Genomic DNA, 25,224 nt, shown 5'->3' with positions numbered 1-25,224 from the left:
AACCTTAGTGCACGCAGATTCGGCGCCCGGGTCTTCTCAGCGTAGAGGCGGTGCCGGATGGCGGCGGTGCTCCGCCATTTGGGGGAGATCCGGGTGTGGCGTCAGAGTATCGCGAGGACCGCTTCGGCGCTGCTGACGGCGAACTGCCCGGGCGCCTCGACCTGTAGCGCAGTTACCACACCGTCTCTCACGACCATCGCATAGCGCAGTGACCGGATGCCCATGCCGCGCTGGGAAAGATCTTGCTCCAGCCCCAGCTTGCGGGTGAACTCCGCGCTGCCGTCGGCGAGCATGCGGATCTTGCCGTCCGTGCCCTGCGCGCGCGCCCAGGCGCCCATCACGAAGGCGTCGTTGACCGACACGCACCAGATTTCGTCGACACCCTTGGCGCGCAGGGCATCGAAGTGCTCGAGGTAACCGGGCACATGACGCGCCGAGCACGTCGGCGTAAAGGCGCCCGGCAGGCCAAAGACGACGATCGTCTTGCCTTCGGCCAGCAGCGACACGGAAAACGCGTTCGGTCCGAGCGCGCAGCCGTCCTTTTCCACCTCAAAGAACTCGTAGAGCGTCGCGTCGGGCAGCGGTTGGCCAGGCTGGATCATGTTGGTCGGAAAGCGTATGCGCGGATAGCGCGATCATAGAACGAGACCGCCCGCGCGAGAGCGACTCACGCGGGCGGTCTTGGGAGACAACGACATCACGCGGCAGCAGGCAGGACGGGAGACCGCGCGCTACGCGACGAACGGGCACACCCACCGGGCGGGCTGGACCCTTCCGGGGAGGCGGCCAGAGGCCAACCCACCCGGCGGCAACGACTGTGTCCGTGGCGTCGCGCGCTGTCGGCCGGCGAGCAGCGATCCACCACACGACGGCGGTCACGGAGGGGAGCCGTGAACCGCACGCAGCGCGGCGTGCCGCAAGCAGCCTGACGTGCGCGGGCGCTACCTATCCTGCCAACGTGCCGGATCAGTCCGCCTGCTTGCGCAGGAAGGCCGGAATGTCGTACGTGTCGACGCCCTTCTCTTGCAGTGCCGCCACGTGGGCCGATGCCGACTCACGCGAACTGCGCCACACAGCCGGGGTGTCGAAGTTGCTGTAGTCCGGCGCGGCCGCCACCGAATGGCCGGCGCCGCCGCCGAAGGCCACCGGCTGGTTGTCGGTACCGGTCTTGAGCAGGGTCATCGTCTGCTGCTGTTGCTGCTTGTTCCGGTTGGCGCGGCCCAGGCCCGTGGCCACGACCGTTACGCGCAGCGCATCGCCCATGGCGTCGTCGTAGACCGTACCGAAAATGACGGTGGCATCTTCCGCGGCATAGCTGCGGATGGTGTTCATCACCTCCTTGGTCTCGGACAGCTTGAGCGAGCGGCTGGCCGTGATGTTGACCAGCACGCCGCGTGCGCCCGACAGGTCCACGCCTTCCAGCAGCGGGCTGGCCACGGCCTGCTCGGCAGCCAGGCGTGCGCGGTCGACGCCGGACACGGTAGCCGTGCCCATCATCGCCTTGCCCTGTTCGCCCATCACCGTCTTCACGTCTTCAAAGTCGACGTTCACCAGGCCATCGACGTTGATGATTTCGGCGATGCCGGCCACGGCGTTGTGCAGCACGTCGTCGGCGCACTGGAAGCACTTGTCCATCTCGGCGTCGTCGCCCATGACTTCGAAGAGCTTCTCGTTGAGCACGACGATCAGCGAATCGACGTTGCCTTCCAGTTCGTTGGCGCCCGACTCGCCCACCTTGGCGCGGCGTGCGCCTTCAAAATCGAACGGCTTGGAGACCACGCCCACGGTCAGGATGCCCATCTCCTTGGCGATCTGTGCGACGACCGGAGCGGCGCCCGTGCCCGTGCCGCCGCCCATGCCGGCGGTGATGAACACCATGTGTGCGCCGCGCAGTGCGTCAGCAATCTGCTCACGGGCTTCTTCTGCGCAGTGCCTGCCGACCTCGGGCTTGGCGCCGGCACCCAGGCCCGTGTTGCCCAGCTGCAGCACGCGCGATGCGGTCGAGCGCTTGAGCGCCTGCGCATCGGTGTTCATGCAGATGAATTCCACGCCTTGCACGCCGCGGTTGATCATGTGCTGCACGGCGTTCCCGCCCGCACCACCGACGCCGACCACCTTGATGATGGTGCCGTCCTGCATTTCCGTTTCGATCATGTCAAAGTCCATCATTGCCTCCAGAAGTGATCAGTCCCAGACGATGCAGCCTCCCCGCCGCAACTCCTGGTTCCTGAACGAAAAACATCAAAAACAAGAAACCCACTTGCTCCCCCGGGGAGCACATCGCCAGCCCTGAGCGCACACGCGCCTAGAAATTGCCGATGAACCATTCCTTCATGCGCGTCCAGATCTGCTTGACCGAACCGGACTGCACCACCACCTTGCGGCCACGCATGCGCTGCACGCGGCCTTCCTGCAACAGGCCCATCACCGTGGCGTAACGCGGGCTCTTCACGACTTCGTGCAGATTGCCGCGGTACTCGGGCACGCCCACGCGCACCGGCTTCAGGAACATGTCTTCGCCAAGCTCGACCATGCCCGGCATCATTGCCGTACCGCCGGTGAGGACCACGCCGCTGGAGAGCAGCTCCTCGTAGCCGGATTCGCGCACCACCTGGTGCACGAGCGAGAACAGCTCTTCCACGCGCGGCTCGATCACGGCGGCCAGCGCCTGGCGGCTCAGCGTGCGAGGGCCGCGGTCGCCGACGCCCGGCACATCGATCATCTCGTCCGGATCGGCCAATACCTGCTTGGCGATGCCGTACTGGATCTTGATGTCCTCGGCGTCCGGCGTGGGCGTGCGCAGGGCCATGGCGATGTCGTTGGTGATCTGGTCGCCGGCGATGGGGATCACGGCCGTGTGGCGGATCGCGCCTTCGCTGAAAATGGCGATGTCGGTCGTGCCACTGCCGATGTCGACCAGCACGACGCCGAGTTCCTTCTCGTCTTCGGTCAGCACCGCCAGGCTCGAGGCGAGCGGCTGCAGGATCAGGTCGTGCACTTCGAGCCCGCAACGGCGCACGCACTTCACGATGTTCTGTGCCGCGCTCACCGCGCCGGTCACGATGTGCACCTTCACCTCGAGCCGGATGCCGCTCATGCCGATCGGCTCGCGCACGTCTTCCTGGCCGTCGATGATGAATTCCTGCGTGAGGATGTGCAGGATCTGCTGGTCGGTCGGGATGTTGACGGCCTTGGCGGTCTCGATCACGCGCGCGACGTCGGTGGAGGTGACTTCCTTGTCCTTGATCGCCACCATGCCGCTGGAGTTGAAGCTGCGGATATGGCTGCCGGCGATGCCCGTGAAGACCTCGCTGATCTTGCAGTCGGCCATCAGCTCCGCTTCTTCGAGCGCCTTCTGGATCGACTGGACGGTCGCCTCGATGTTGACCACCACGCCCTTCTTCAGCCCCTTCGATTCGGTCTGGCCCATGCCGATGACCTCGTAGGCGCCGTCGGGACGCAACTCGGCCACCACCGCCACCACCTTGGAGGTGCCGATATCCAGCCCGACCAGAAGATCCTTGTATTCCTTGCTCATCGCGTTTTCTCTGTGCTTCGCGTTGCTTTGTTGTTGGCCGCTGCATTCGTCTTCTTTGCAGCATTGCCGGTGCTGGGCAGCTTGCCCCCCTTGGCCAGCACCGCAGCCTGCGCATCGGTCAGGAAGCGCACACCCGCCGCCCGAACTGCGAACCCGTTTGGGTAGCGCAGATCGGCGTATTCGATCTGACCGCCCCAGCGCTGCGTCACCTGCGGCCACGCGCGCACGAAGCGGCGGGCACGCGCAGCCAGCGCGCTGCGGTCATCGTCATTCAACTCCCGGCCGAACTCGACGACCGTGCCGTTGGACAGCCTGGCACGCCAGGCGTAGCGATCTGTCAGCGTCACGCTCACCGGCTCGGCATTCAGCGGCTTGAACCACTCGGTCATCGTTTCCAGCTTGTCGACCACGTCCTGCTCGGTCCCCTCCGGCCCGGCCAGCGCGACGAGATCGGTGTCGTCCTCGGCTTCGGCCAGGTTGGCGACGAACACTTCGCCATACGTGTTGACCAGCTTGCCGGACTCATTGCCGCCCCAGGTGCCGAGTGCTTCGTGCTCCTGCACTTCCACCAGCAACCCGTTCGGCCACACGCGGCGCACGCTCGCACGCCGCACCCACGGCACCGACTCGAACGCGGCACGCGCCTCGTCGAGGTTCAGCGTGAAGAAGTTGCCCCGCAGCTTCACCAGCGCATTCGCGCGCACGCTGGGCACGTTCACATGGCGCAGCTCGCTGCCGGCCATCGGCATCACGCGCACGTGCTGCAGTTGGAACATCGGACGCTGTATCAGCCACATCGCCCCCACGCCCAATGCCGCCAGCGCGAGCAGCGCATACAGCGCGGTCGCGACGGTATTGAGGAGACGGGTGTTGTGCCACATAACGTTGTGCTATCCGGTTTGGCTGACGTTTGGTCGGTTATTCAGGTTTCCAGTCGCTGCTCGCGTGCAGCTCCAGCGATGCGGAGGCCGCCAGCTGCAGCACGAAGTCTTCGTAGCTGATGCCCGCGGCGCGCGCGCCCATCGGCACCAGCGAATGGCCGGTCATGCCCGGCGACGTATTCATCTCCAGCAGGAACGGCGCGTTGTCGGACTTGCGCAGCATGATGTCGGCGCGGCCCCAACCGCGGCACCCCAGCCCGCGATACGCCTGCACCACCAGCGCCTGCACGCGTGCGGCCACATCGGCGGGAATCGGTGCGGGGCACTCGTAGCGCGTGTCGTCGGTGAAGTACTTGTTCTGGTAGTCGTAGTTGGCCTGCGGCGCGACGATGCGGATGAGCGGCAGCGCCGTGGCGCTCTCACCCTCGCCGATGACGGGGCAGGTCAGCTCGTCGCCGTCGATGAATTGCTCGGCCATCACGTCGCGGTCCAGGCGCGCGGCCTTCTCGTAGGCGGCAGGCAGTTCGGCCACGTTCGTCACCTTCGTCAGGCCGATCGACGACCCTTCACGCGCGGGCTTGACGATCAGCGGCAGGCCAAGCCGGTCGGCCACGGCTTGCCAGTCGGCGTCTGCGTGCAGCATGACGAAGTCGGGCGTCGGCAGGCCATGCGTCTGCCATTGGCGCTTGGTGGCTTCCTTGTCCATCGCCAGCGCAGACGCGAGTACGCCGCTACCGGTGTACGGAATGCCAAACTGCTCGAGCAGGCCCTGGATCGTGCCGTCTTCTCCAAAGCGGCCGTGCAGCGAGATCACCACGCGGTCGAAACCCTGTTTGGCGAGGTCGGCCACCGGCTGCACGCCCGGATCAAACGGATGCGCGTCGACGCCACGCGAACGCAGCGCCGCCAGCACGCCTTTGCCCGACAGCAGCGAGATTTCACGCTCGGCAGAGCGGCCGCCCAGCAGGACGCCCACCTTGCCGAGGGCTTTCGGATCGATGGCCGGATGCGCAACGAACGGACCGGTCGTCATAGTCGTCATGCCCGTGCTCCTGCCTGACGCGCGGCGACCTGGCCGGGCACCTGGCCGATGGACCCTGCGCCCATGGTGATGACCACGTCGCCGTTCTGTGCCGCATCGAGGATCGCTTGCGGCATGTCTTCAATCTGTTCCACGAATACGGGCTCGACCTTGTTGGCTACACGCAGCGCGCGCGTGAGCGAGCGACCGTCGGCCGCCACGATAGGCGGCTCGCCAGCGGCATAGACCTCGGCCAGCAGCAGCGCATCCACCGTGCCGAGCACCTTCACGAAGTCTTCAAAGCAATCGCGCGTGCGCGTGAAGCGGTGCGGCTGGAACGCCAGCACGAGGCGTCGATCGGGGAACGCGCCACGTGCAGCGGCCAGCGTGGCGGCCATCTCGACCGGGTGGTGACCGTAGTCGTCGATGAGCGTGAAGGTGCCCTTGCCGTCGGCGGTCGGCACTTCGCCGTAACGCTGGAAGCGGCGGCCCACGCCGTTGAACTCGGCCAGCGCCTTGACGATGGCCTCGTCGGGCACTTCCAGCTCGGTGGCGATGGCGATCGCAGCCAGCGCGTTCTGCACGTTGTGCATGCCCGGCAGGTTCAGCGTAATCGCCAGCGGCGGCTCGGCGTGGCCGTTGAGCTGCCGGATGACGGTGAATTCCATGCGGCCATCGACGGCGCGCGCGTTGACGGCACGAATCTGCGCGTCTTCGGCGAAGCCATAGCGCACGACGGGCTTGGAGACGAATGGCAGGATCTCGCGCACGTTCGGATCATCCACGCACAGCACCGCGATGCCGTAGAACGGCAGGCGATGCGTGAACTCGATGAACGCCTGCTTCAGCCGCGCGAAGTCGTGCCCGTAGGTGTCCATGTGGTCGGCATCGATGTTGGTGATGACTTCGATCACGGGGAACAGGTTCAGGAACGACGCGTCGGATTCGTCCGCCTCGGCGACGATGAAATCGCCCGTGCCAAGCCGTGCGTTGGCGCCGGCAGAGTTGAGGCGCCCGCCGATCACGAAGGTCGGATCGAGGCCGCCCTCGGCCAGCACGGAGGCAACGAGGCTCGTGGTCGTCGTCTTGCCGTGCGTGCCGGCAATCGCGATGCCCTGCTTCAGACGCATCAGTTCGGCCAGCATCACGGCGCGCGGCACGATCGGAATGCGCTTGGCGCGTGCGGCCAGGACTTCCGGGTTGTCGCCGCGCACGGCGGTCGATACCACCACGGCATTCGCGCCGACGATGTGTTCCGGCGCATGGCCCTGCATGATGGTCGCGCCCAGCGATGCCAGGCGCTGCGTGGTCGCGCTGCTGCCCAGGTCCGAGCCCGTCACGCGGTAGCCCAGGTTCAGCAGCACCTCGGCGATGCCGCTCATGCCGGCCCCGCCGATGCCCACGAAATGGATGTTTTTGACAATGTGCTTCATATCGATTCTTTCCTATGCCCCTATGTGCGGCTTACGGCGACACACACGTCGGCAACCCGCTCGGCCGCTTCCGGCCTCGCCTGCTCGCGTGCCTTGGCCGCCATATCGGCCAATTGGGCACGCGTCAGGTGCGCGAGTGTATCTGCCAGCGACGCCGGACTCAGTTCCGGCTGGGGCACCAGCAAGGCCGCGCCGCGCTCGGAAAGGAACCGCGCGTTGGTGGTCTGGTGGTCGTCCACTGCATGCGGGAACGGAACGAACAGCGCAGCGACACCGGCCGCGGCCACTTCGGAGACGGTCATGGCGCCCGCGCGGCAGATCACGAGATCGGCATGCGCATAGGCGGCCGCCATATCGTCGATGAACGGGACGGCATGCGCGTGGGCCTCGTCGATGCCCGCTGCGGCGTAGTTCGCGCGCAGCGTGTCGATCTGCTTGGCGCCGGCCTGGTGGATGACGATCGGGCGCGTGTGGGCCGGCAGCAGCGCCATCGCCTTCGGTACCACGTCGTTCAGGGCCGCCGCCCCGAGGCTGCCGCCCACCACCAGCACGCGCAGCGGGCCGGTGCGCTCCGCATAGCGCGCCTGCGGCGACGACAGCGCTGCCAGGTCCGCGCGGATCGGGTTGCCGACCCATTCGGCACCGGCCAGCGCGTTAGGGAAGGCGCACAGCACGCGATCCGCCACACGCGCCAGCACGCGGTTGGCGAGACCGGCAATCGAATTCTGTTCGTGCAGCACGAGCGGGCGGCCCAGCAGCACGCTCATCATGCCGCCCGGGAAGGTGATATAGCCGCCCATGCCGAGCACCACGTTCGGACGCACGCGGCGCACGACGCCGAGGCTTTGCCAGAACGCGCGCAGCAGGTTGAGCGGCAGCAGGAACTTGGTGACGAGACCCTTGCCGCGCACACCGCCAAACTGCACCGACTCCAGCGGAAAGCCGTGCTTGGGCACAAGCTGGCCTTCCATGCCGTTCGCGTTGCCCAGCCAAACCACCTTCCAGCCACGCGCGGCCAGCAGCTTGGCGACCGACAGCGCGGGGAAGATGTGGCCGCCCGTACCGCCGGCCATGACGAGGAGCGTGCGCGGTGGCGTGCCGACCGTCATACCTTGCCCCCACGCATCAGCACGCGGTTTTCATAGTCGATGCGCAGCAGCAGCGCGAGCGCCACGCAGTTCATCAGGATGCCCGAGCCGCCGTAGCTGACCATCGGCAGCGTCAGGCCCTTGGTCGGCAGCAGACCGAGGTTCACGCCCATGTTGATGAACGCCTGCCAGCCGATCCAGATGCCCAGCCCCTTGGCGACCAGCCCGGCGAACGTGCGGTCGAGCTGCAGCGCGGTGCGGCCGATCTCGAACGCGCGGCGCACCATCCAGTAGAACAGCAGGATCACGATCAGCACGCCGACAAAACCGAGCTCCTCGCCGATCACGGCCAGGATGAAGTCGGTATGCGCTTCGGGCAGGTAGTGCAGCTTCTCGATGCTGCCGCCCAGGCCGACGCCGGTCCACTCGCCGCGCCCGAAGGCGATGAGCGAGTGCGTCAGCTGGTACGCCTTGCCCTGCGCGTATTCCTCTTGCCACGGGTTCAGGTACGCGAAGATGCGCTCGCGCCGCCACGGCGATGCCACGATCAGCAGCGAGAACGTCGAGACGGCCGTCAGCACCAGTCCGCCGAACAGCTTGCCGTTCACGCCGCCCAGGAACAGGATGCCCATGGCCACGGCGGCAATCACGAGGAACGCGCCCATGTCGGGCTCCAGCAGCAGCAGCGAACCGACGAACGCCACCGCCACGCCCATCGGCAGGAAGCCCTTGCGCACGCTCTGCATCCAGTCCTGCTTGCGCACGGTGTAATTGGCCGCGTACAGCACGACCGCCAGCTTCATCAGCTCGGAAGGCTGGAAGTTCATGATGCCGAGCGGCAACCAGCGCCGCGCGCCGTTCACGCCCTTGCCCACGTGCGGAATCAGCACCACGATCAGCAGGACCAGCGCGAGGATGAACAGCTTGGGCGCGTACTTGTCCCAGAACTTCACCGGGATCTGGAATGCCACCACGGCCCCGATCACGCCGATCAACAGCGAGAAGGCGTGGCGCGTCAGGAAGTGCCCATTCGTATAGTTGGCGTACTTCGGTGAATCGGGCAGCGCAATCGACGCCGAATACACCATCACCAGCCCGAGGCCGAGCAGCACGATCGCCACCCACATCAGCGGCTGGTCGTATTCCATCATCTTGGAGCGCGTTGGCTTGACGCCCGAAACAGCGTCGCGCAGCCCGCCCCAGGCGCTGCCGATGGTCGCCCCGATGAAGCCGCTGCGCTTGATCTGGGTGTCGCTCATAGCAGCACTCCCCGGTCGGCGGCGAGCGCGACCACGGCTTCGTGGAACACCTGCGCGCGATGTTCGTAGTTGCGGAACATGTCGAAGCTCGCGCAGGCCGGCGACAGCAGCACGGCATCACCGGGCTGGGCGTGCGCGGCTGCCTGGTTCACGGCAGCCTCAAGCGTGGGTGCATCGATGAGTGCGACACCGGTACCCGCCAGCGCCTCGCGGATTCGCGGCGCATCCCGGCCGATCAGCACCACCGCACGCGCGTACTGCGCGACGGGCGCAGCCAGCGGCGAAAAGTCCTGGCCCTTGCCGTCTCCGCCCGCAATCAGGACGACGTGCTTGGACAGGCCAGACAGCGCCGCCACCGTTGCGCCGACATTGGTGCCCTTGCTGTCGTCAAAGAATTCGATGTCATCGAACGCGGCGATGAGTTCAACACGGTGCGGCTCGCCGACGTAATCGCGCAGGCCGTGCAACAGTGCGCTCACCGGCAGGCCTATCGCACGGCACAGGGCGAGTGCGGCCATCGCATTCGTGGCGTTATGCAGGCCGCGGATGCGCAGTGCGTCCGCCGGCATCAGGCGCTTGAGACGGACCGGCACGGGCGCGGCGGGCGCCGTGTCGCCCTTCTTGCGGCGTGCCGGCTTGGGAAGGTCGTCGTCCTCGGCTTCGGCCAGCACGATCCACGGCATGCCGCCCTCGCGCAGCAGGCCAAGCGCATCGGGCGCAGCAGGCTCGTCGGTGCCAAAGGTCACGTCGATGCCGTGCTTGCTCGCGAACGCCATCACGCCGGCGTCCTGCCGGTTCAGCACGCGCACGGTGCGGGCGCCGAAGATGCGGCCCTTGGCTGCGGCGTAGGCTTCCATCGAGCCGTGCCAGTCAAGGTGGTCCTGCGTGATGTTGAGGATGGTCGCGGCGTCGGCATCCAGCGTATGCGTGGTCTCGAGCTGGAAGCTGGACAGTTCGAGCACCCACACGTCGGGCAGCGCGCCTGCGTCGATGCATTCGCTCAGCTTATCGAGCGCGGAGGGGCTGATGTTGCCGGCCACACCGACGGTCTTGCCGGCACGTTGGGCCAACGCGCCCGTGAGCGCCGTCGTGGTGGTCTTGCCGTTGGTGCCCGTGATGGCCAGCACACGCGGCGCGTAGGCCTGCACGGCCTTGAGGCCGGCCAGCGCGCGAGCAAACAGTTCGATCTCGCCCCAGACGGGCACCGAGCGTTCGCTGGCGGCGGCAAGCAGCGCAGCGACGTTCGCATCCAGCGGCGACAGGCCGGGGCTGATCGCCACCAGCGTCACGCCTTCCAGCAGCGATGCGACAAACGGGCCGCTCACGAATTCGGCGTCCGGCACGTGAGCGCGCAAGGTCGGCAAGTTGGCCGGTGCCTCGCGCGTATCGGCCACGCGCACGCGCGCACCGTGGCGGGCGCACCAGCGCGCCATGGCGAGGCCCGACTCGCCCAGGCCGAGCACCAGCACGAAGGGCGCGTCGAATTCGCCAAACATGCGCGGCGCCTGCGCTGTTTCAGCCGGCGGCGTCGGCTCGGTGGAGTCGAGCGTGGTGGCGACGACATCCATGTCGTCGTCGGGGCGGGCGGGTTCGGCCATGTCGATCGTGTCTGTCATGTCGCCCTCACCGCAGCTTCAACGTCGACAGGCCGATCAGCACCAGCATCATGGTGATGACCCAGAAGCGCACGACCACCTGCGTCTCTTTCCAGCCGCCCAGCTCGAAATGGTGATGCAGCGGCGCCATGCGGAACAGGCGCCGACCCTCGCCATAGCGCTTCTTCGTGAACTTGAACCACGTCACCTGCAGCATCACCGAGAGCGTTTCGGCCACGAAGATGCCGCCCATGATGAAGAGCACGATTTCCTGGCGGACGATCACGGCAATGGTGCCCAACGCCCCGCCCAGCGCCAGCGCGCCGACGTCGCCCATGAACACCTGCGCCGGATGCGCGTTGAACCACAGGAAGGCGAGCCCCGCCCCGGCCATCGCCGAGCAGAAGATCAGCAGCTCACCCGCGCCCGGAATATGCGGGAACAGCAGGTATTTGCTGTAGACCGCGCTGCCCATCACGTAAGCAAACACACCCAGCGCGCTGCCGACCAGCACCACCGGCATGATGACGAGGCCGTCGAGGCCGTCCGTCAGGTTCACCGCATTGCTTGAGCCGACGATCACGAGGTAAGTCAGCACGATGAAACCGAACACGCCGAGCGGGTAACTGACTTCCTTGAAGAACGGCACGATCAGGTGCGACTTGGCCGGCAGGTTCAGCGACAGACCGCTGCGCACCCATTCCATGAACAGCTCCAGCACGCGCATGTTGCTCGTCTCGGACACCGAGAACGCCAGGTACGCCGCGGCAAACAGGCCGATCACGGTCTGCCAGAAGAACTTCTCGCGCGAGGACATGCCCTTCGGGTCACGGTGCACGACCTTGCGGTAGTCATCCACCCAGCCAACAGCGCCGTAGCCGAGCGTGACGAGCAGCACGATCCAGATGAATCGGTTGCCCCAGTCGGCCCACAGCAGCGTGGACACCGCAATGCCGATGAGCACCAGGACGCCGCCCATGGTCGGCGTGCCGGCCTTGACCAGGTGCGTCTGCGGACCATAGCTGCGCACGGCCTGGCCAACTTTCAGTTCCGTCAGCCGACGGATCACCCACGGCCCGAACCCGAGGCCGATCACCAGCGCCGTGAGGGATGCCATCACGGCCCGGAACGTCAGATAGTTGAAAACGCGCAGGAAGCCGTAGTCGTTCTGCAGCCACTGCGCCAATGCCAATAACATGGGTTCTTACATCCCTTTAATGCTTCTGTTGCGTGGAAGACCCGGCGGCCGATGTTGCAGCCGGGTCTTTCAAGACCAGCGCTTCCACAATGCGTTCCATCCGCATGAAGCGCGAGCCCTTCACCAATACCGTCGCACCGGGCCCGATGGCCGGCACACCGTGTTCAATCAACGCTTCGGCCGACGCGAAATGCTGTGCGCCCGCGCCAAACGCGTCGACCGTATGCCGTGCAAGCTCGCCGGTGGCCAGCACCGCATCGATGCCGCGCTCACGCGCATAGGCACCGATCTCCGCGTGGAATGCCGGCCCCTGCGCGCCAACCTCGCCCATGTCGCCGAGCACCAGCCAGCGCGGCGCCGGCAGCGTGATGAGCGCCTCGATCGCGGCGCGCACCGAATCCGGATTCGCGTTGTACGTGTCGTCGATGACGAGGCCGCCGTGTGCGCCCGGCTTGCGCTGCAGTCGCCCCTTGACCGGCGCGAAGCTGCCGAGCGCCTGCACGATGACCTCGGGCGCCACACCGGCAGCCAGCGCGCACGCCGTTGCCGCCAGTGCATTGCGCGCGTTGTGCAACCCAAGCAGCGGTAGCGTGATGACGAAGCGCTGCCCCTCGGCCTGCACGTCGATGCGCTGGCCGTCGGCAGCATCGGTGACGGCGCCCTTCACAGCGCCAGCCTCGATGCCGAAATCGAGCATGCGACGCGAACCCGCAGCCGCCTGCCATACCGGCGCAAACTCACCGCCGTTGGCCGCGTCGCGCGGGAACACCGCCACGCCGTCAGCCGGCAGCGCCGCCAGCACGGCGGCGTGTTCTTCGGCCACGGCCTGCACATTCACCATGAATTCCTGGTGCTCGCGCTGCGCGTTGTTGATCATCGCCACCGTCGGCTGGGCGATGGCGGCCAGCACGGCGGTCTCACCCGGGTGGTTCATGCCGAGTTCGAGCACCGCCAGCCTGTGTTGCGCGTTCAGGCGGAACAGCGTGAGCGGCAGGCCGATCTCGTTGTTGAAATTGCCGGCGGTTGCCAGGCGGGCGTCTTCACCCACGGCGTGCGCGAAGATGGCCGAGATCATCTCCTTGACCGTGGTCTTGCCGTTGCTGCCCGTCACGGCCACCACGGGAATCGGAAACTGGCGGCGCCAGCCCGCTGCAAGCTCGCCGAGCCCGACGCGCGTATCGGCTACCGTCAGAACGGCCACGTTCGACATATCCAGCGTGGCGGCCGGCGCGCGCGACACCAGTACGGCGGCCGCGCCGCGCGCCACCACTTCGGGCAGGAAGTCGTGGGCATCAAACCGTTCGCCGATCAGCGCGACAAACAGGTCGCCGGGCTGCACGGTACGGCTGTCGGTAGTGACGCGCAGGATGGCCGCATCGGGGCCGGCCAGGTAGGCACCCGCCATCCAGGAAGCGGCATCGGTCGCGTGCATCATCACGGTCTGGGCGGCGCTCATGCGTTCACCCCGCGGGCAGCCAGCGCCAGGCGCACGTGTTCCTGATCGGAGAACGGGCGTTTGCGGCCGGCGATCTCCTGCGTCGATTCATGCCCCTTGCCGGCCACGACGATCACGTCGTGCGCATCGGCGTGCCGCACCGCGTGCAGGATCGCGGCGGCGCGGTCTTCGATCTGCGCGGCGGCGCTCGGGTGGTCCATGCCGTCGGCAATCTCGTCGAGGATGTGCTGCGGATCTTCGCTGCGCGGGTTGTCGGAAGTCAGTACGACATGCTGCGCCAGCCGCTCTGCAATGGCGCCCATCTTCGGGCGCTTGCCGGGGTCGCGGTCGCCGCCGCAGCCGAACACGGCCCACAGCTTGCCGCCGCGCGCCTCGGTCATTGGCGCAAGCGCGCGCAGCGTCTGTTCGAGCGCATCGGGCGTGTGCGCGTAGTCGACCACCACCAGCGGGCCGTCCTCGCCGCCAAAGCGCTCCATGCGGCCGCTCACGGGCTGGAGCTTTTCGATGCGCGCGATGGCGTCCTGCCATGGCACGCCGGCCGCCAGTAACGCTCCGAGCACAGCCAGCAGGTTCGAAACGTTGAACAGACCGACAGTGGGCGCATGCACCGTTGCGCGGCCGAAGCTGCCGTCCACCTCGAACGTCGTACCGGTGCGGTGCGCGCGCACGTTGGCCGCACGCAGCCACTGCTTGGCGCCGTGCTGCGCAGCGGCATCGCCGTCGATGCCGTATTCGATGGTTTCAACGTCGGCGCGCGCGTTCCGCAGCAGACGCACACCTGCTGCATCGTCCCGGTTGATCACGGCCGCCCGCAAACCCGGCCAGCCGAACAGGCGCGCCTTGGCAAGTTCGTATTCGGCCATCGTGCCGTGGTAGTCGAGGTGATCCTGCGTGAGGTTGGTGAACACCGCGATGTCGAAATACGTGCCGTCAACGCGGCCCTGCTCCAGGCCGTGCGACGAGACTTCCATGGCGATTGCGCGAGCGCCCGCCCGGTGCAGCTCGGCCAGGCTGTGTTGCAGCTGAATGGCGTCGGGCGTGGTGAAGCCCGTGGCCACCAGCGCATCGACGAACCCGGTGCCCAGCGTACCCACCACTGCGCAGCGCTCGCCGTGCCGGGTGAGCGCCTGCGCGATCCATTGCGAGCACGACGTCTTGCCATTGGTGCCGGTCACGCCGATGACACGCAATGCCTCGGGGCCCGGCACGCCATACCACTGCGCAGCGAGCGGCCCGGCCAGCTCGGCCAGGCCATCCACCGGCAGAATGCGCACCGGCGCATCGGCGGGCACCACGTAGCCGTGCGCTTCGGCCAGCACGGCAGACGCCCCGGCCGCAATGGCCTGCGGGATGTGCGGTCGGCCGTCGCCGCGCTGGCGCGCGTTGCCGAGCACATACGCGACGAAAACATCGCCCGTCTTGAGCTTGCGCGTGTCGCTGGTGATGTCGGCACCGGCCGGCACCTGCGTGCGGAGCCAGTCGAGAACAGCCGCAAGACGCACGGCCACGGGCGGGCGGTCGGAAGTCACGGTGGTGGAACGGCTCGTCATTGCAACCCCCCCACCGGTTCTTCCGGTACGTCCGGGGTCATCACGAGCTGGCGGACAGGCGAATCGGGCGGGACGTTCAGCGCACGCAAGGTGCCCCCCACGATCTGCGAGAACACCGGGCCGGCCGCGCCACCGCCGTAGCGGTTGCCCACCGTGGGCTCGTCCACGCTCACGGCCACGATGATGCGCGGATTGGACATCGGGGCCAGACCGATGAACGAGGCGCGATACTTGGAGCGGTCATAGCCGCGCCCGGTATGCTTCCACGCCGTGCCGGTCTTGCCGCCCACGCGGTAGCCCATCACCTGGGCCTGCGGCGCGGTGCCGCCGGGCGCCGTGACGGTCTCGAGCATCTGGCGGACCTGCCGCGCCACCTCAGGTGAGATCACGCGCTCGCCCTGCGGCGGCTGGCCATTGGTGCGATACATCGTGATCGGAATCAGTTCGCCGTCGTGCGCGAAGATGGTGTACGCGTGTGCGATCTGGAACAGCGACACCGACAGGCCGTAGCCGTACGACATGGTCGCCTGCTCGATGCGGCGCCATTTGTTCGCCGGCCGCAGCCGTCCCGCCACGGCGCCCGGGAAGCCGATCTTGGGCGCCTGACCGAGGCCCACGCTGGTGAACATGTCCCACATTTCCTGCGGCTTGAGCAGCATCGCGATCTTCGTCGTGCCGATGTTGCTCGAGTGCTGGATGACCTGCGCGACCGTCAGCGTGCCGTAGTTGCTCGTGTCGGAAATGGTGGCGCCTTCGAAGCTGTATTTGCCGTTGGTCTGCACCAGCGTGTTGGGCGTCACGCGCTTGAGTTGCAGCGCCAGGCTGATAGTGATCGGCTTCATCATCGAGCCGGGCTCGAAGGTGTCGGTCAGCACGCGGTTGCGCAGCTGCTCGCCCGACAGGCGGCTGCGATCGTTCGGGTTGTAGGTCGGGTAGTTGGCCAGCGCCAGGACTTCGCCGGTCTGCGCATCGAGGACGATGGCGCTGGCCGCCTTCGCGCGGGTGCGCTCGACCGCGGCCTTGATCTCGTTGAAGGTCAGGTACTGGATCTTGGCGTCGATGGAAAGCGTCTGGTCGTGCCCATCGCGCGGCGCCTTGAGCACGCCCACGTCTTCCACCACGCGGCCCAGGCGATCCTTGATCACCTGCCGCTGCCCAGCCGCCCCTGCGAGCTCGGCCTGGCGCGCCAGCTCCACGCCTTCCTGGCCTTTGTCCTCGACGTTCGTGAAGCCGACGATGTGCGCCATCGCCTCGCCTTCGGGGTAGAAGCGCTTGTACTCGCGCGTCTGATAGATGCCTTCGATCTTGAGCGCGGCGATCTGCTCGGCGACTTCAGGCAGCACCTGGCGCTTGAGGTAGACGAAGCCCTTGTCTTCACCGAGCTTGCCGGCGAGCTCCTTCGGGCTCATATCAAGGAGCTTGGCGAGCTTCTTCATGTCCTCGCCGGGCACGTTGTTGGGCACGTCTTCCGGCACGGCCCAGATGGCCTTGACCGGCAGGCTGGTGGCCAGCACCAGGCCGTTGCGATCAAGGATCTTGCCGCGCGTGGCGGGCAGCTCCAGCGTGCGCTGGAAGCGCTTCTTGCCCTCGGCCTCGTAAAAGCGGTTGCCCGGACCCTGGATCCACAGCGCACGGCCGATCAGCGCCATGAACGCGGCAAACATCAGGAACACCACGAGTTTCGAGCGCCACATCGGCAGGCGCAGCCCCAGCACCGGGCTGGCCGAGAACTGGCCCAGGCGCGCGCGCGCCGTGGTGCCGTTAGGTTTGCGTGCACCGCTCATGGCTGAACTCCGGAAGCCGTGGGCGCGCTGGCCGCAGCGGAGGAGGCCTCCGTCGTCGGCATATCGGCAAACCCCTGCAGATACTGCGTGCGGCCCGCCTGCGCGGGCGCCATCTTCAATTGCCGGCTCGCAATGTCGGCAATGCGAGCACTCTTGCCCAGTGCGCTCTGCTCATATTGCAGGCGCGACCAGTCGATATTCAGTTGCTTCTCTTCCGCCTGCGCACGGTCGAGCGCGACAAACAGTTGCCGCGCCTGATGCTGTGCGTTGACCAGCGACAGCGCACACAGCACCAGCGCGGTCAGCAGGAACATGTTCAGGCGGTTCATGGCGTGGGTCTCCGCGAGTCAGCAGCTGTCAGCAACGCTCGGCCACGCGCATGATGGCCGAGCGCGCCCGCGGGTTGGCCGACACCTCGGCCTCCGACGGCTTCACGCGGCCGAGCAGGCGCAACTGCGGCGCCGGCAGCTCATGCGCACGCAGCGGCGCCCGACGCAGTTCCGGCGCGGCGGATTGCTCCGGACGCGCCAAGGCCTGCATGAAGCGCTTGACGATGCGGTCTTCCAGCGAATGGAAGCTGATCACGACGAGACGTCCCCCCTGTTCCAGGCGTTCAAAGGCGGCCTTCAGACCGGTTTCGAGGTCCGCAAGCTCTTGATTGACGTGAATCCGTAAAGCTTGAAAGGTGCGGGTCGCAGGGTCTTGGCCCTTCTCGCGTGTTTTGACGGCTTGCGCCACGAGCGCGGCAAGCTCGGATGTGCGATCGAGAGGACCTCGAGTCCCGGATTCGCTCCGGCGAGCAACAATCGCCTTTGCAATCTGTACAGCAAACCGTTCTTCCCCATAGTCCCGTATCACCCTCGCAATGTCGCGCTCATCGGCCTCGGCCAGCCATTGGGCTGCGGTGATGCCGCGCGTGGTGTCCATCCGCATGTCGAGCGGGCCATCCATCCGGAACGAGAAGCCACGTGCGCCTTCGTCGATCTGGGGCGAGCTGATGCCCAGATCCAGCAGCACGCCGGCCACCCGTTCAATGCCGCGCGCGTCCAGGCACTGGGCCATCTGCGCGAAGCTGTCATGCTCAATAGCGAAGCGGGCATCCTCTACGGTGCCCGCTTCGGTGATTGCTGCCGGGTCCTTGTCGAAGGCGACGAGTCTGCCGCCGGGCCCCAGCCGTTCCAGGATGCGGCGGCTGTGCCCGCCTCTCCCGAAGGTTCCATCGATATAGATGCCGTCGTCGCGCCAGATCAGCGCATCGACCGCTTCGTCCAAAAGCACCGTTTGATGGCGCAGTCCCGTACTGGCTTGGGTTGTCATCGCGCGTCATCAAAAGGAGAAATTCTTGAGGGCGTCGGGCATGCCTTGCGCCATGGCGGCCTGCTCCTTCGCGGTGTACGTGGCGGCGTCCCAGATTTCGAAGTGGCTGCCCATGCCGAGCAGCATCACGTCGCGCTCAAGGGCGGCCGCGGTGCGCAATTCAGGTGTGATGAGGACACGGCCGGCGGTGTCGAGCTCCACGTCGGCGGCGCTGCCCAGGAAGATCCGCTTCCACCAGTGCGCTTCCATCGGCAGCGCGGCGATGCGCTCGCGGAAGCGTTCCCACTCTGGGCGCGGAAACAGCATGAGGCAGCCGTCCGGGTGCTTGGTCACAGTCACCCGGCCCTCGGCCTGCAGCTGGAGCGCTTCGCGGTGCCGCGACGGAATGGACATCCGCCCCTTGGCATCCAGCGTCAGCGCCGACGCACCCTGGAACACGTTGGATTCTCTCTCCGGACAGCGACGCCTTCGCCGTCAACCTTGCCGTCAAATGGCCTGCAAAACGGCCTCTTCAAACCACAAAACTACACTTTCTGACACTGTTTCCCACTTTAGAGGAACCATTTTGGACGGTCAAGGCTTGCAGCGGCCCGCGAGACGGAAAATTTGCAATCAGAACAATGACTTAGCGCACACAGCACGAGTGCGCACGGCACTTTTCCCAATCAAATGAAGGAGATAGCGCGGTTTATGGAGAAACCACGTGAGAGAACGATGCGCAGGCGCGCGCGCTGCGCGCTCACGCAGGACGCAGCCGCGAGGTCGGATAAACGGAGGAGCGCCGCGCCGTGAAACGCGCGCGCGGCCTCAGATGCGGTAGGCGGTCGTCGTCATGACGCGCGAGGCGGCGCGCATCGCATGGCGGATGGGCGCCGGCAGCTCGATGCCGCCAGCCTGGCGCGCATGGTCGCCGTGGCGGATTTCGTCATCGCGCATCTGGGCGACGATGGCGCGCGAGCGGGTGTCGTGGTCCGGCAATGCGTCGAGATGGCCGTCGAGATGATGCTCGACCTGGCGTTCGGTCTCGGCAACGAAGCCGAGGCTGATCCTGTCGCCCAGGCGCCCGGCCACCGCGCCGATGGCAAAGGCACCGGCATACCAGAGCGGGTTGAGCAGGCTGGGCCGGTCGTTCAGCTCCTGCAGGCGCTGGGCGCACCAGGCGAGGTGGTCTTCCTCTTCGCGCGCGGCCTGATCAAGTTGCGCGCGGATCGCGGGATCCCGCGCGAACAGGGCCTGCCCTTGATACAACGCCTGGGCGCAGACCTCGCCCACATGATTCACGCGCATGAGGCCGGCGGCATGCCGGCGGTCCGCCTCGGAGAGCTTGGCCACGTCGTCGGAGGTGGCCGGCGCGACGACCGCGTCGGCAGGATTGGGACGGCTGGCCCGCGTGACGCCGGCCACGGCGCGCAGGGCGCGGTCAAATTCAGAAAGGAAGCGATCGAGCATGAGAGCAGCGCCGCCGGCAATGGCGGACGGCGCAGGCGTCATTGTAAGGCGGCCATCCGCCGGCATCTTGTCCTGCGTCAGACCGCACACGGCCAAACACAACTGTACGGGATAACCCTGCTGGCGCGCGGATCGCATCCAAAACCGCAAGGAATTGCAGGCGCACATGCCACTTCTATTTCGATTTCGGAAACAGCCTGTTGCCGGGATCAGACAGCAAACGCGCGTTTACGAACATTCGTTCGCAAATTTCGACCGACGCCTGCAACGGGTTGCTACATTAGTCAGCGACTTCGCTTGAAAGTCATGGGGCGGGAAGACAAGAACGGAGGGTCTGCCTGCCACCGAATTCAATAAATAAGATTCTGGAGACCGACCGATGAAGAAATCGCTGCTGGCATTGGCAGTGCTGGGCACATTTGCGGGTGTTGCGCAGGCTCAGTCGAGTGTGACGCTGTACGGCGTGGTCGACGCCAACGTTGAGTACGTCAACCACGCGCAAGCCGTGACGGCTGCGGGGGTGGTCATCCCGGGCAGCAGCGGTTCGCGCCTGGCGATGCAGGCCGGCGGGCTGTCTTCCAATCGCTGGGGCTTGCGCGGCGTTGAAGACATCGGCGGCGGTCTCAAGGGTCTGTTCGTGCTGGAGTCGGGCTACGGCATGGACACCGGCACGCTGCAGCAGGGCGGGCGCCTGTTCGGGCGGCAGGCGTTTGTCGGCTTGCAGGGCAACTGGGGCAAGATCACGCTGGGCCGGCAATACACCACGATCTTCGACATGATGGCGAACTTCTCGCCGACCGGTTACGCCACGCAGTATGAGCCGGTGGTCGGCCAGCTGGGCCCGAACTTCCGCGAAGACAATGTCATCAAGTACACCGGCGCATTCGGCCCGCTGACCGTGGAAGGCCACTGGTCGTTTGGCGAGCGCGCCGGCAGCCAGACCGCCAACTCGGCGTACGGGGTTGGCGCCAACTACTTTGCCGGCCCGTTCGGCGTGGGGATCGCCTATGACGAAGTGAAGGTGCTGACGGCAGCCGAAGCCCTGGGCGGCCCCGGCAACGAGTACGCCAAGGACAAGCGCGCCGCCATCGCCGCGAGCTACACGGTGGGCCCGGTCAAGGTCATGGGCGGCTATCGCTACGGCAAGACCGACACGGCTTCGTCTGGCGCCACGCTGGCGCTGCTGCCGCACCGCGACGACTATTACTGGGCGGGCGTGAACTACCAGGTGACGCCGGCCCTGGGCCTGACGCTGGCGTACTACTACGACAACATCAAGGAAGCGACCATCGGCGGCGCCACGGTCAACCCGCGTAACCCGCAGCAGTGGCAGTTCATCGCCGACTACAACTTCTCGAAGCGCACCGACGTGTACCTGAGCGCCGCGTATGCACGCAATGCGTCGCTGAACTGGGATTCGATCGGCTATGTGACGAACCCGGCGACGGGCGCGCAGACGTCGGTGGGCTACCTGCCGGCCGCATCGCAGACGTACTTCATCACGCCGAACTCGGACAGCCAGGTCGGCGTGGCGATCGGCCTGCGTCACAAGTTCTGACGCGCACTGTGTTGTTGCCCGCCGCCCCTCTCCTTGGCGGGCGCAGGAAGGCACCTTCGGGTGCCTTTTTGCATGGCCGCGCGCTATGCTGTGCCGACACAAAAACATCATCGGAGGAGACATGACCGTGCCTTGCACGCTGCGCCGTGCCTTGCTGCGCGCAGCCTTTGCCGGTGCTGCTGCCGGCGCCATCGCGTTGCCGGCGGCAGCGCAAACCCCGCCGTATCCGGCCAAGCCGATCACCATCGTCGTACCGTTCACGCCGGGCGGCACGACCGACATCCTGGCGCGCGCCGTCGCGGCAGAACTCACGCGCGGCGCCGGCTGGAACGTCATCGTCGACAACCGGCCCGGTGCGGGCGGCAACATCGGCTCGACGCTCGTGGCCAAGGCCGCGCCCGACGGCTACACGCTGCTGATGGGCACGGTGGGCACGCACGCCATCAACCAGACCCTGTACTCGCAGAACGGCGTGCGGCTGGGTTTCGATCCGATCAAGGACTTTGCGCCGATCACGCTGGTGGCCTCCGTGCCGAACGTGCTCGTGGTCAACCCGGCCTTTGCGCAGAAGAACAAGATCAACTCGGTGAAGGACCTCATCGACTACGCGAAGGCCAATCCGGGCAAGCTGAACATGGCGTCGTCGGGTAACGGAACGTCGATCCATCTGGCCGGCGAGCTGTTCAAGACGCAGACGGGCACGAGCATGGTCCACGTGCCGTACAAGGGCAGCGGTCCGGCGCTGACCGATCTGATCGGCGGCACGATGGACCTGATGTTCGACAACCTGCCCTCGGCCATGCCGCAGATCAAGGGCGGCAAGCTGAAGGCGCTGGCCGTCACGAGCGCCAAACCGTCGCCGGCGCTGCCCGGCGTGCCGACCGTCGCGCAGGCCGCCGGCCTGCCGCAATACGAGGCCAGCTCGTGGTTCGGGCTGCTGGCGCCAGCCGGCACGCCGCCGGCCATCGTGTCGCGCATCCAGCAGGCGGTGGCGAAATCGCTGGCGAGCCCCGCCATCAAGGAGAAGCTCGAAGCGCAGGGCGCCGAGCCCGTGGGCGACACGCCGGAGCAGTTCGCCGCGCACATCCGTGCCGAGACGGCGAAGTGGGCCGCGGTCGTGAAGGCCTCGGGCGCAAAGGTGGATTGACCGCGCAGCGATTGAGCACCCCGCCCGCCGCGCGCACAATGGGCGGCCTTCATAACGACAACAACACAACGTCCCCGGGAGACCCGCATGTCCTCTTCGACTTCCTCCGCCATGGTGGCGCCCGCCGCCGATCCAGCCACGGACGCCAGCCGCTCGCGCATCGTCTTTGCGAGCTTCATCGGCACGGCCATCGAGTTCTACGATTTCTACGTCTACGCCACGGCCGCGGCGCTGGTGATCGGGCCCGTGTTCTTCCCGCACGGATCGGCCACGGCGCAAGCGCTGTCGGCCTTCGTCACGTTCGGGATCGCGTTCATCGCACGGCCGATCGGCTCGTTCCTGTTCGGCCACTTCGGTGACCGGATCGGGCGCAAATCCACGCTCGTGGCGTCGCTGCTGGTGATGGGCATTTCCACCACGCTGATCGGGCTGGTGCCGGGCTATGACAGCATCGGCACGCTGGCGCCTGTCCTGCTGTGCATTCTGCGCTTTGGCCAGGGCATCGGCCTGGGCGGCGAATGGGGCGGCGCGGCGCTGCTGGCCACCGAGAACGCGCCGCAGGGCAAGCGCGCCTGGTTCGGCATGTTTCCGCAGCTGGGGCCGTCGGTGGGCTTCCTGGCATCGAACGGGCTGTTCTTCGGGCTGGCGCTTGCACTGTCGGACGAGCAGTTCCGCAGCTGGGGCTGGCGCATTCCCTTCCTCGTCAGCGCGGTGCTCGTGGCGCTGGGCCTGTACGTGCGCCTGAAGATCGCCGAGACGCCCGCATTCCAGGCCGCCATCGACCGCCAGGAACGTGTGAAGGTGCCGGTCGCCACGCTGCTGGCGCACCACTGGTGGCCGACGCTGCTGGGCGCGCTGGCCATGGTGGTCTGCTACACGCTGTTCTACATCTCGACGGTGTTTTCGCTGTCGTACGGCGTGGGCACGCTGCATTTCTCGCGGCCGAGCTTCCTGGGGCTGCTGTGCCTGGCGGTGGTGTTCATGGGGCTGGCGACGCCGCTGTCGGCGTGGGCGTCGGACCGCTTCGGGCGCAAACCGGTGCTGATCGTCGGCATCATCGCGGCCATTCTGTCGGGCTTCACGATGGCACCGCTGCTCGGCAGCGGCCAGACGCCCCTGGTGGCGCTCTTCCTGATCATCGAGCTGTTCCTGATGGGCGTGACCTTCGCGCCGATGGGCGCGCTGCTGCCGGAGCTGTTCCCGACCAACGTGCGCTACACGGGCGCAGGCGTCTCGTACAACCTGGGCGGCATTCTCGGTGCATCGATTGCGCCGTATATCGCGCAGAAGCTGGCCGAACAGGGCGGGCTCAGTTGGGTCGGGATGTATGTATCGGCGGCTGCGGTGGTCAGCCTGTGCGGCGTGCTCTGCATGCGAGAGACGCGCGATGCGCGGCTGATGTAATCAGGGCGAAGACCGCGCCCGCGCCGCGCTGGCAGCGTTGCCGGCCGGCGCGGGCTGCGCCTGCGTGAACCACTGCACCAGCAGCATCCCCGCGCAGATCAGCGCCACGCCGGCAATGCGGCCCACATTGACGGGCTTGACCGGCAGCCCCACGAGGCCGAAATGGTCGATCAGCAGCGAGGTGAGCATCTGCCCCGCAATCACGCTGACGATGAACGTGGTCGCACCCAGCCTGGGCGTGAGCATGAGCGCAGCCGTCAGGTAGATCACGCCCGCGACACCGCCGAACCACGCCCACAGCGGCAGGCGCGCCGCTTGCGCGAGCAGCGGCGCCGGCGCACGCAGCGCAATCAGCACGGGCACCACCATCAGGAGGCTCACCAGCAGCGACACCACCGTCGCCCACAGCGGATGACCAAGCGCCCGACCCAGGACCGCATTGCTGCCGGCCTGGAACGGCACGAGCGCGCCGGCCACCAACGCCACCAGCGCCAGCCCCATCGCAGAAAAAGACAGCGGATTCGTCATCGCTCCACTCCGGAAGTTGTCTTGCTGCCAATGTTCCTTTATGAATAGCGCGAATGGAAATTCGAATGACGCATTACCATTATTCGCATGACGAATCCTCTGCAGCGTGTTGACCTCAACCTGCTCGTGACCCTCCACGCGCTGATGACCGAACGCCATATCTCGCGCGCGGCCGTGCGGCTGCACAAGAGCCAGCCCGCGGTCAGCCATGCGCTGGCGCATCTGCGTGCGCTGTTTGGCGACCCGCTGCTGGTGCGCCGCGGCGGCAAGCTCGAGTTGACGGCGCGGGCGCGCGAGCTCTCGCAGCCGCTCGAGGACGTGCTGGCGCAGCTCGGCGCGCTGCTGGCCCCGCCCGCTTTCGACGCATCCGAAGCGCAGCGCGTGTTCCGGCTGGTGATGTCCGATTACGGCGCGCGCACCGTGCTGCCTGGGCTGATGCGGCGCCTGCGCGCCGAAGCGCCCGGCATCGACCTGGTGGTCACGCAATCGACGCGCGAGATGATGCAGTTGCAGGTGCTCGACGGCGAGGTGGACCTGGCACTCGGCGTCTTTCCATCGCCGCCGTCCGAACTCCTGGCGCAGACGCTGTTCACCGACACTTTCGCCTGTGCGGCGGATGCATCCACGTTGCCGGCCTGCGGCACATTGACCCTGGAGGCATGGCTTGCGCGCCCGCACGCGCTGGTCGCCATGCGCGGCGGCGTCGACAACGAAATCGATCGCGCGCTGGCCAGGCTCGGACACACACGACGCATCGCGATCACCCTGCCGCACTGGGGCGTGGCCAATGAGGTGATTGCGGGAACGGACCTCGTCCTCACCGTTGCGCGGCGCAATCTCGATCGGCTCGACGGCGATGCGCGGCTGCGTGTGTTTGCCGCACCGTTTCCGATCGAGCCATTTGCGTTCGGGCATCTGTGGCACCCGCGGCGGCAGAACGATCCGGCGCATCAGTGGCTGCGTGGCGTGATTGCCGACGTTGTGCGGGCACCTGCGCCTTCCTGATTCGAACGCGCCT

At 66.8% G+C, this 25,224-nt stretch carries 22 protein-coding genes; 4 read left to right on the top strand and 18 right to left on the bottom strand.

Features of this window, described 5'->3' with window-relative positions; genetic code table 11:
• Positions 1 to 101: 101 nt before the first annotated feature.
• The 17 genes from TK49_RS06205 to coq7 all read right to left on the bottom strand — a co-directional run bounded on the left by TK49_RS06205 (position 102) and on the right by coq7 (position 19,569).
• Positions 102 to 602 (bottom strand): peroxiredoxin, encoded by a 501-nt coding sequence (locus TK49_RS06205; protein WP_045785931.1) that lies wholly within the window; start codon positions 600 to 602, stop codon positions 102 to 104.
• Positions 603 to 966: 364 nt separating this feature from the next.
• Positions 967 to 2,166 carry a cell division protein FtsZ gene (gene ftsZ, locus TK49_RS06200; RefSeq protein WP_045785930.1) on the bottom strand — a complete coding sequence of 400 codons (1,200 nt, stop codon included), beginning with the start codon at positions 2,164 to 2,166 and terminating at the stop codon, positions 967 to 969.
• 139 nt (positions 2,167 to 2,305) lie between these two features.
• Positions 2,306 to 3,538 (bottom strand): cell division protein FtsA, encoded by a 1,233-nt coding sequence (ftsA, locus tag TK49_RS06195; protein WP_045785929.1) that lies wholly within the window; start codon positions 3,536 to 3,538, stop codon positions 2,306 to 2,308.
• Positions 3,535 to 4,419 carry a cell division protein FtsQ/DivIB gene (locus TK49_RS06190; protein WP_045785928.1) on the bottom strand — a complete coding sequence of 295 codons (885 nt, stop codon included), beginning with the start codon at positions 4,417 to 4,419 and terminating at the stop codon, positions 3,535 to 3,537. The genes ftsA and TK49_RS06190 overlap by 4 nt, the downstream gene beginning before the upstream one ends.
• Positions 4,420 to 4,456: 37 nt before the next feature.
• Positions 4,457 to 5,452 (bottom strand): D-alanine--D-alanine ligase, encoded by a 996-nt coding sequence (locus TK49_RS06185; RefSeq protein ID WP_045785927.1) that lies wholly within the window; start codon positions 5,450 to 5,452, stop codon positions 4,457 to 4,459.
• Between the two features lie 5 nt (positions 5,453 to 5,457).
• The gene (murC, locus tag TK49_RS06180; protein ID WP_045785926.1) at positions 5,458 to 6,873 is read right to left on the bottom strand and encodes a UDP-N-acetylmuramate--L-alanine ligase; all 1,416 of its coding nucleotides are present in this window, start codon (positions 6,871 to 6,873) and stop codon (positions 5,458 to 5,460) included.
• A 20-nt stretch (positions 6,874 to 6,893) separates the two neighbouring features.
• Positions 6,894 to 7,982: an undecaprenyldiphospho-muramoylpentapeptide beta-N-acetylglucosaminyltransferase gene (gene murG / locus TK49_RS06175; protein ID WP_045785925.1), complete on the bottom strand. Its 1,089-nt coding sequence runs from the start codon at positions 7,980 to 7,982 to the stop codon at positions 6,894 to 6,896.
• The gene (gene ftsW, locus TK49_RS06170) at positions 7,979 to 9,220 is read right to left on the bottom strand and encodes a putative lipid II flippase FtsW (protein ID WP_045785924.1); all 1,242 of its coding nucleotides are present in this window, start codon (positions 9,218 to 9,220) and stop codon (positions 7,979 to 7,981) included. Before ftsW ends, murG begins: the two co-directional genes overlap by 4 nt.
• Positions 9,217 to 10,716 (bottom strand): UDP-N-acetylmuramoyl-L-alanine--D-glutamate ligase, encoded by a 1,500-nt coding sequence (gene murD / locus TK49_RS06165; RefSeq protein ID WP_167669780.1) that lies wholly within the window; start codon positions 10,714 to 10,716, stop codon positions 9,217 to 9,219. The genes ftsW and murD overlap by 4 nt, the downstream gene beginning before the upstream one ends.
• A 127-nt stretch (positions 10,717 to 10,843) precedes the next feature.
• Positions 10,844 to 12,013 (bottom strand): phospho-N-acetylmuramoyl-pentapeptide-transferase, encoded by a 1,170-nt coding sequence (gene mraY / locus TK49_RS06160; RefSeq protein WP_045785922.1) that lies wholly within the window; start codon positions 12,011 to 12,013, stop codon positions 10,844 to 10,846.
• A gap of 16 nt (positions 12,014 to 12,029) precedes the next feature.
• A complete protein-coding gene (locus TK49_RS06155) occupies positions 12,030 to 13,469 on the bottom strand; it encodes a UDP-N-acetylmuramoyl-tripeptide--D-alanyl-D-alanine ligase (protein ID WP_045785921.1) in 1,440 nt (479 codons plus the stop codon).
• Positions 13,466 to 15,019 (bottom strand): UDP-N-acetylmuramoyl-L-alanyl-D-glutamate--2,6-diaminopimelate ligase, encoded by a 1,554-nt coding sequence (locus tag TK49_RS06150; protein WP_045785920.1) that lies wholly within the window; start codon positions 15,017 to 15,019, stop codon positions 13,466 to 13,468. Before TK49_RS06150 ends, TK49_RS06155 begins: the two co-directional genes overlap by 4 nt.
• The gene (locus TK49_RS06145) at positions 15,016 to 16,803 is read right to left on the bottom strand and encodes a peptidoglycan D,D-transpeptidase FtsI family protein (RefSeq protein WP_045785919.1); all 1,788 of its coding nucleotides are present in this window, start codon (positions 16,801 to 16,803) and stop codon (positions 15,016 to 15,018) included. Before TK49_RS06145 ends, TK49_RS06150 begins: the two co-directional genes overlap by 4 nt.
• The gene (gene ftsL, locus TK49_RS06140; protein ID WP_045785918.1) at positions 16,800 to 17,132 is read right to left on the bottom strand and encodes a cell division protein FtsL; all 333 of its coding nucleotides are present in this window, start codon (positions 17,130 to 17,132) and stop codon (positions 16,800 to 16,802) included. Before ftsL ends, TK49_RS06145 begins: the two co-directional genes overlap by 4 nt.
• A 28-nt stretch (positions 17,133 to 17,160) precedes the next feature.
• Positions 17,161 to 18,120, bottom strand: a complete 960-nt coding sequence (rsmH, locus tag TK49_RS06135; RefSeq protein WP_045785917.1) for a 16S rRNA (cytosine(1402)-N(4))-methyltransferase RsmH — start codon at positions 18,118 to 18,120, stop codon at positions 17,161 to 17,163.
• A gap of 9 nt (positions 18,121 to 18,129) precedes the next feature.
• Positions 18,130 to 18,558 carry a division/cell wall cluster transcriptional repressor MraZ gene (mraZ, locus tag TK49_RS06130; protein ID WP_045785916.1) on the bottom strand — a complete coding sequence of 143 codons (429 nt, stop codon included), beginning with the start codon at positions 18,556 to 18,558 and terminating at the stop codon, positions 18,130 to 18,132.
• 369 nt (positions 18,559 to 18,927) lie between these two features.
• Positions 18,928 to 19,569 carry a 2-polyprenyl-3-methyl-6-methoxy-1,4-benzoquinone monooxygenase gene (coq7, locus tag TK49_RS06125; protein ID WP_045787772.1) on the bottom strand — a complete coding sequence of 214 codons (642 nt, stop codon included), beginning with the start codon at positions 19,567 to 19,569 and terminating at the stop codon, positions 18,928 to 18,930.
• A gap of 379 nt (positions 19,570 to 19,948) precedes the next feature.
• Between coq7 and TK49_RS06120 the strand changes: the two genes are divergently transcribed.
• The 3 genes from TK49_RS06120 to TK49_RS06110 all read left to right on the top strand — a co-directional run bounded on the left by TK49_RS06120 (position 19,949) and on the right by TK49_RS06110 (position 23,678).
• Positions 19,949 to 21,127, top strand: coding sequence for a porin (locus TK49_RS06120; RefSeq protein WP_045785915.1), 1,179 nt, complete (start codon positions 19,949 to 19,951; stop codon positions 21,125 to 21,127).
• 121 nt (positions 21,128 to 21,248) lie between these two features.
• Positions 21,249 to 22,274, top strand: coding sequence for a tripartite tricarboxylate transporter substrate binding protein (locus tag TK49_RS06115; RefSeq protein WP_045785914.1), 1,026 nt, complete (start codon positions 21,249 to 21,251; stop codon positions 22,272 to 22,274).
• 87 nt (positions 22,275 to 22,361) lie between these two features.
• Complete coding sequence (locus TK49_RS06110; RefSeq protein WP_045785913.1) at positions 22,362 to 23,678, top strand: MFS transporter; 1,317 nt, start codon at positions 22,362 to 22,364, stop codon at positions 23,676 to 23,678.
• On the opposite strand, the gene TK49_RS06105 is transcribed toward TK49_RS06110, so the two are convergent.
• Positions 23,679 to 24,206, bottom strand: coding sequence for a DMT family transporter (locus tag TK49_RS06105; protein WP_045785912.1), 528 nt, complete (start codon positions 24,204 to 24,206; stop codon positions 23,679 to 23,681).
• 87 nt (positions 24,207 to 24,293) lie between these two features.
• On the opposite strand from TK49_RS06105, the gene TK49_RS06100 reads away from it, so the two are divergent.
• Positions 24,294 to 25,211: a LysR family transcriptional regulator gene (locus TK49_RS06100; protein WP_045785911.1), complete on the top strand. Its 918-nt coding sequence runs from the start codon at positions 24,294 to 24,296 to the stop codon at positions 25,209 to 25,211.
• Positions 25,212 to 25,224: the final 13 nt, after the last annotated feature.

The sequence above is a fragment of the Ralstonia mannitolilytica genome, from assembly GCF_000954135.1.
In the GTDB taxonomy this organism is placed as follows: domain Bacteria; phylum Pseudomonadota; class Gammaproteobacteria; order Burkholderiales; family Burkholderiaceae; genus Ralstonia; species Ralstonia mannitolilytica.
This window is presented reverse-complemented; position numbering and strand designations above follow the sequence as displayed.

What these genes read in the sequence shown, in the direction of transcription:
- murC (WP_045785926.1), bottom strand. Translation starts at nt 6,873, where the DNA reads ATGAAGCACATTGTCAAAAACATCCATTTCGTGGGCATCGGCGGGGCC.
- ftsL (WP_045785918.1), bottom strand. Translation starts at nt 17,132, where the DNA reads ATGAACCGCCTGAACATGTTCCTGCTGACCGCGCTGGTGCTGTGTGCG.
- rsmH (WP_045785917.1), bottom strand. Translation starts at nt 18,120, where the DNA reads ATGACAACCCAAGCCAGTACGGGACTGCGCCATCAAACGGTGCTTTTG.
- TK49_RS06120 (WP_045785915.1), top strand. Translation starts at nt 19,949, where the DNA reads ATGAAGAAATCGCTGCTGGCATTGGCAGTGCTGGGCACATTTGCGGGT.
- murG (WP_045785925.1), bottom strand. Translation starts at nt 7,982, where the DNA reads ATGACGGTCGGCACGCCACCGCGCACGCTCCTCGTCATGGCCGGCGGT.
- TK49_RS06185 (WP_045785927.1), bottom strand. Translation starts at nt 5,452, where the DNA reads ATGACGACCGGTCCGTTCGTTGCGCATCCGGCCATCGATCCGAAAGCC.
- ftsZ (WP_045785930.1), bottom strand. Translation starts at nt 2,166, where the DNA reads ATGGACTTTGACATGATCGAAACGGAAATGCAGGACGGCACCATCATC.
- TK49_RS06190 (WP_045785928.1), bottom strand. Translation starts at nt 4,419, where the DNA reads ATGTGGCACAACACCCGTCTCCTCAATACCGTCGCGACCGCGCTGTAT.
- mraY (WP_045785922.1), bottom strand. Translation starts at nt 12,013, where the DNA reads ATGTTATTGGCATTGGCGCAGTGGCTGCAGAACGACTACGGCTTCCTG.
- TK49_RS06155 (WP_045785921.1), bottom strand. Translation starts at nt 13,469, where the DNA reads ATGAGCGCCGCCCAGACCGTGATGATGCACGCGACCGATGCCGCTTCC.
- coq7 (WP_045787772.1), bottom strand. Translation starts at nt 19,569, where the DNA reads ATGCTCGATCGCTTCCTTTCTGAATTTGACCGCGCCCTGCGCGCCGTG.
- TK49_RS06150 (WP_045785920.1), bottom strand. Translation starts at nt 15,019, where the DNA reads ATGACGAGCCGTTCCACCACCGTGACTTCCGACCGCCCGCCCGTGGCC.
- TK49_RS06110 (WP_045785913.1), top strand. Translation starts at nt 22,362, where the DNA reads ATGTCCTCTTCGACTTCCTCCGCCATGGTGGCGCCCGCCGCCGATCCA.
- TK49_RS06205 (WP_045785931.1), bottom strand. Translation starts at nt 602, where the DNA reads ATGATCCAGCCTGGCCAACCGCTGCCCGACGCGACGCTCTACGAGTTC.
- ftsW (WP_045785924.1), bottom strand. Translation starts at nt 9,220, where the DNA reads ATGAGCGACACCCAGATCAAGCGCAGCGGCTTCATCGGGGCGACCATC.
- TK49_RS06115 (WP_045785914.1), top strand. Translation starts at nt 21,249, where the DNA reads ATGACCGTGCCTTGCACGCTGCGCCGTGCCTTGCTGCGCGCAGCCTTT.
- TK49_RS06145 (WP_045785919.1), bottom strand. Translation starts at nt 16,803, where the DNA reads ATGAGCGGTGCACGCAAACCTAACGGCACCACGGCGCGCGCGCGCCTG.
- murD (WP_167669780.1), bottom strand. Translation starts at nt 10,716, where the DNA reads ATGTTTGGCGAATTCGACGCGCCCTTCGTGCTGGTGCTCGGCCTGGGC.
- TK49_RS06105 (WP_045785912.1), bottom strand. Translation starts at nt 24,206, where the DNA reads ATGACGAATCCGCTGTCTTTTTCTGCGATGGGGCTGGCGCTGGTGGCG.
- ftsA (WP_045785929.1), bottom strand. Translation starts at nt 3,538, where the DNA reads ATGAGCAAGGAATACAAGGATCTTCTGGTCGGGCTGGATATCGGCACC.
- TK49_RS06100 (WP_045785911.1), top strand. Translation starts at nt 24,294, where the DNA reads ATGACGAATCCTCTGCAGCGTGTTGACCTCAACCTGCTCGTGACCCTC.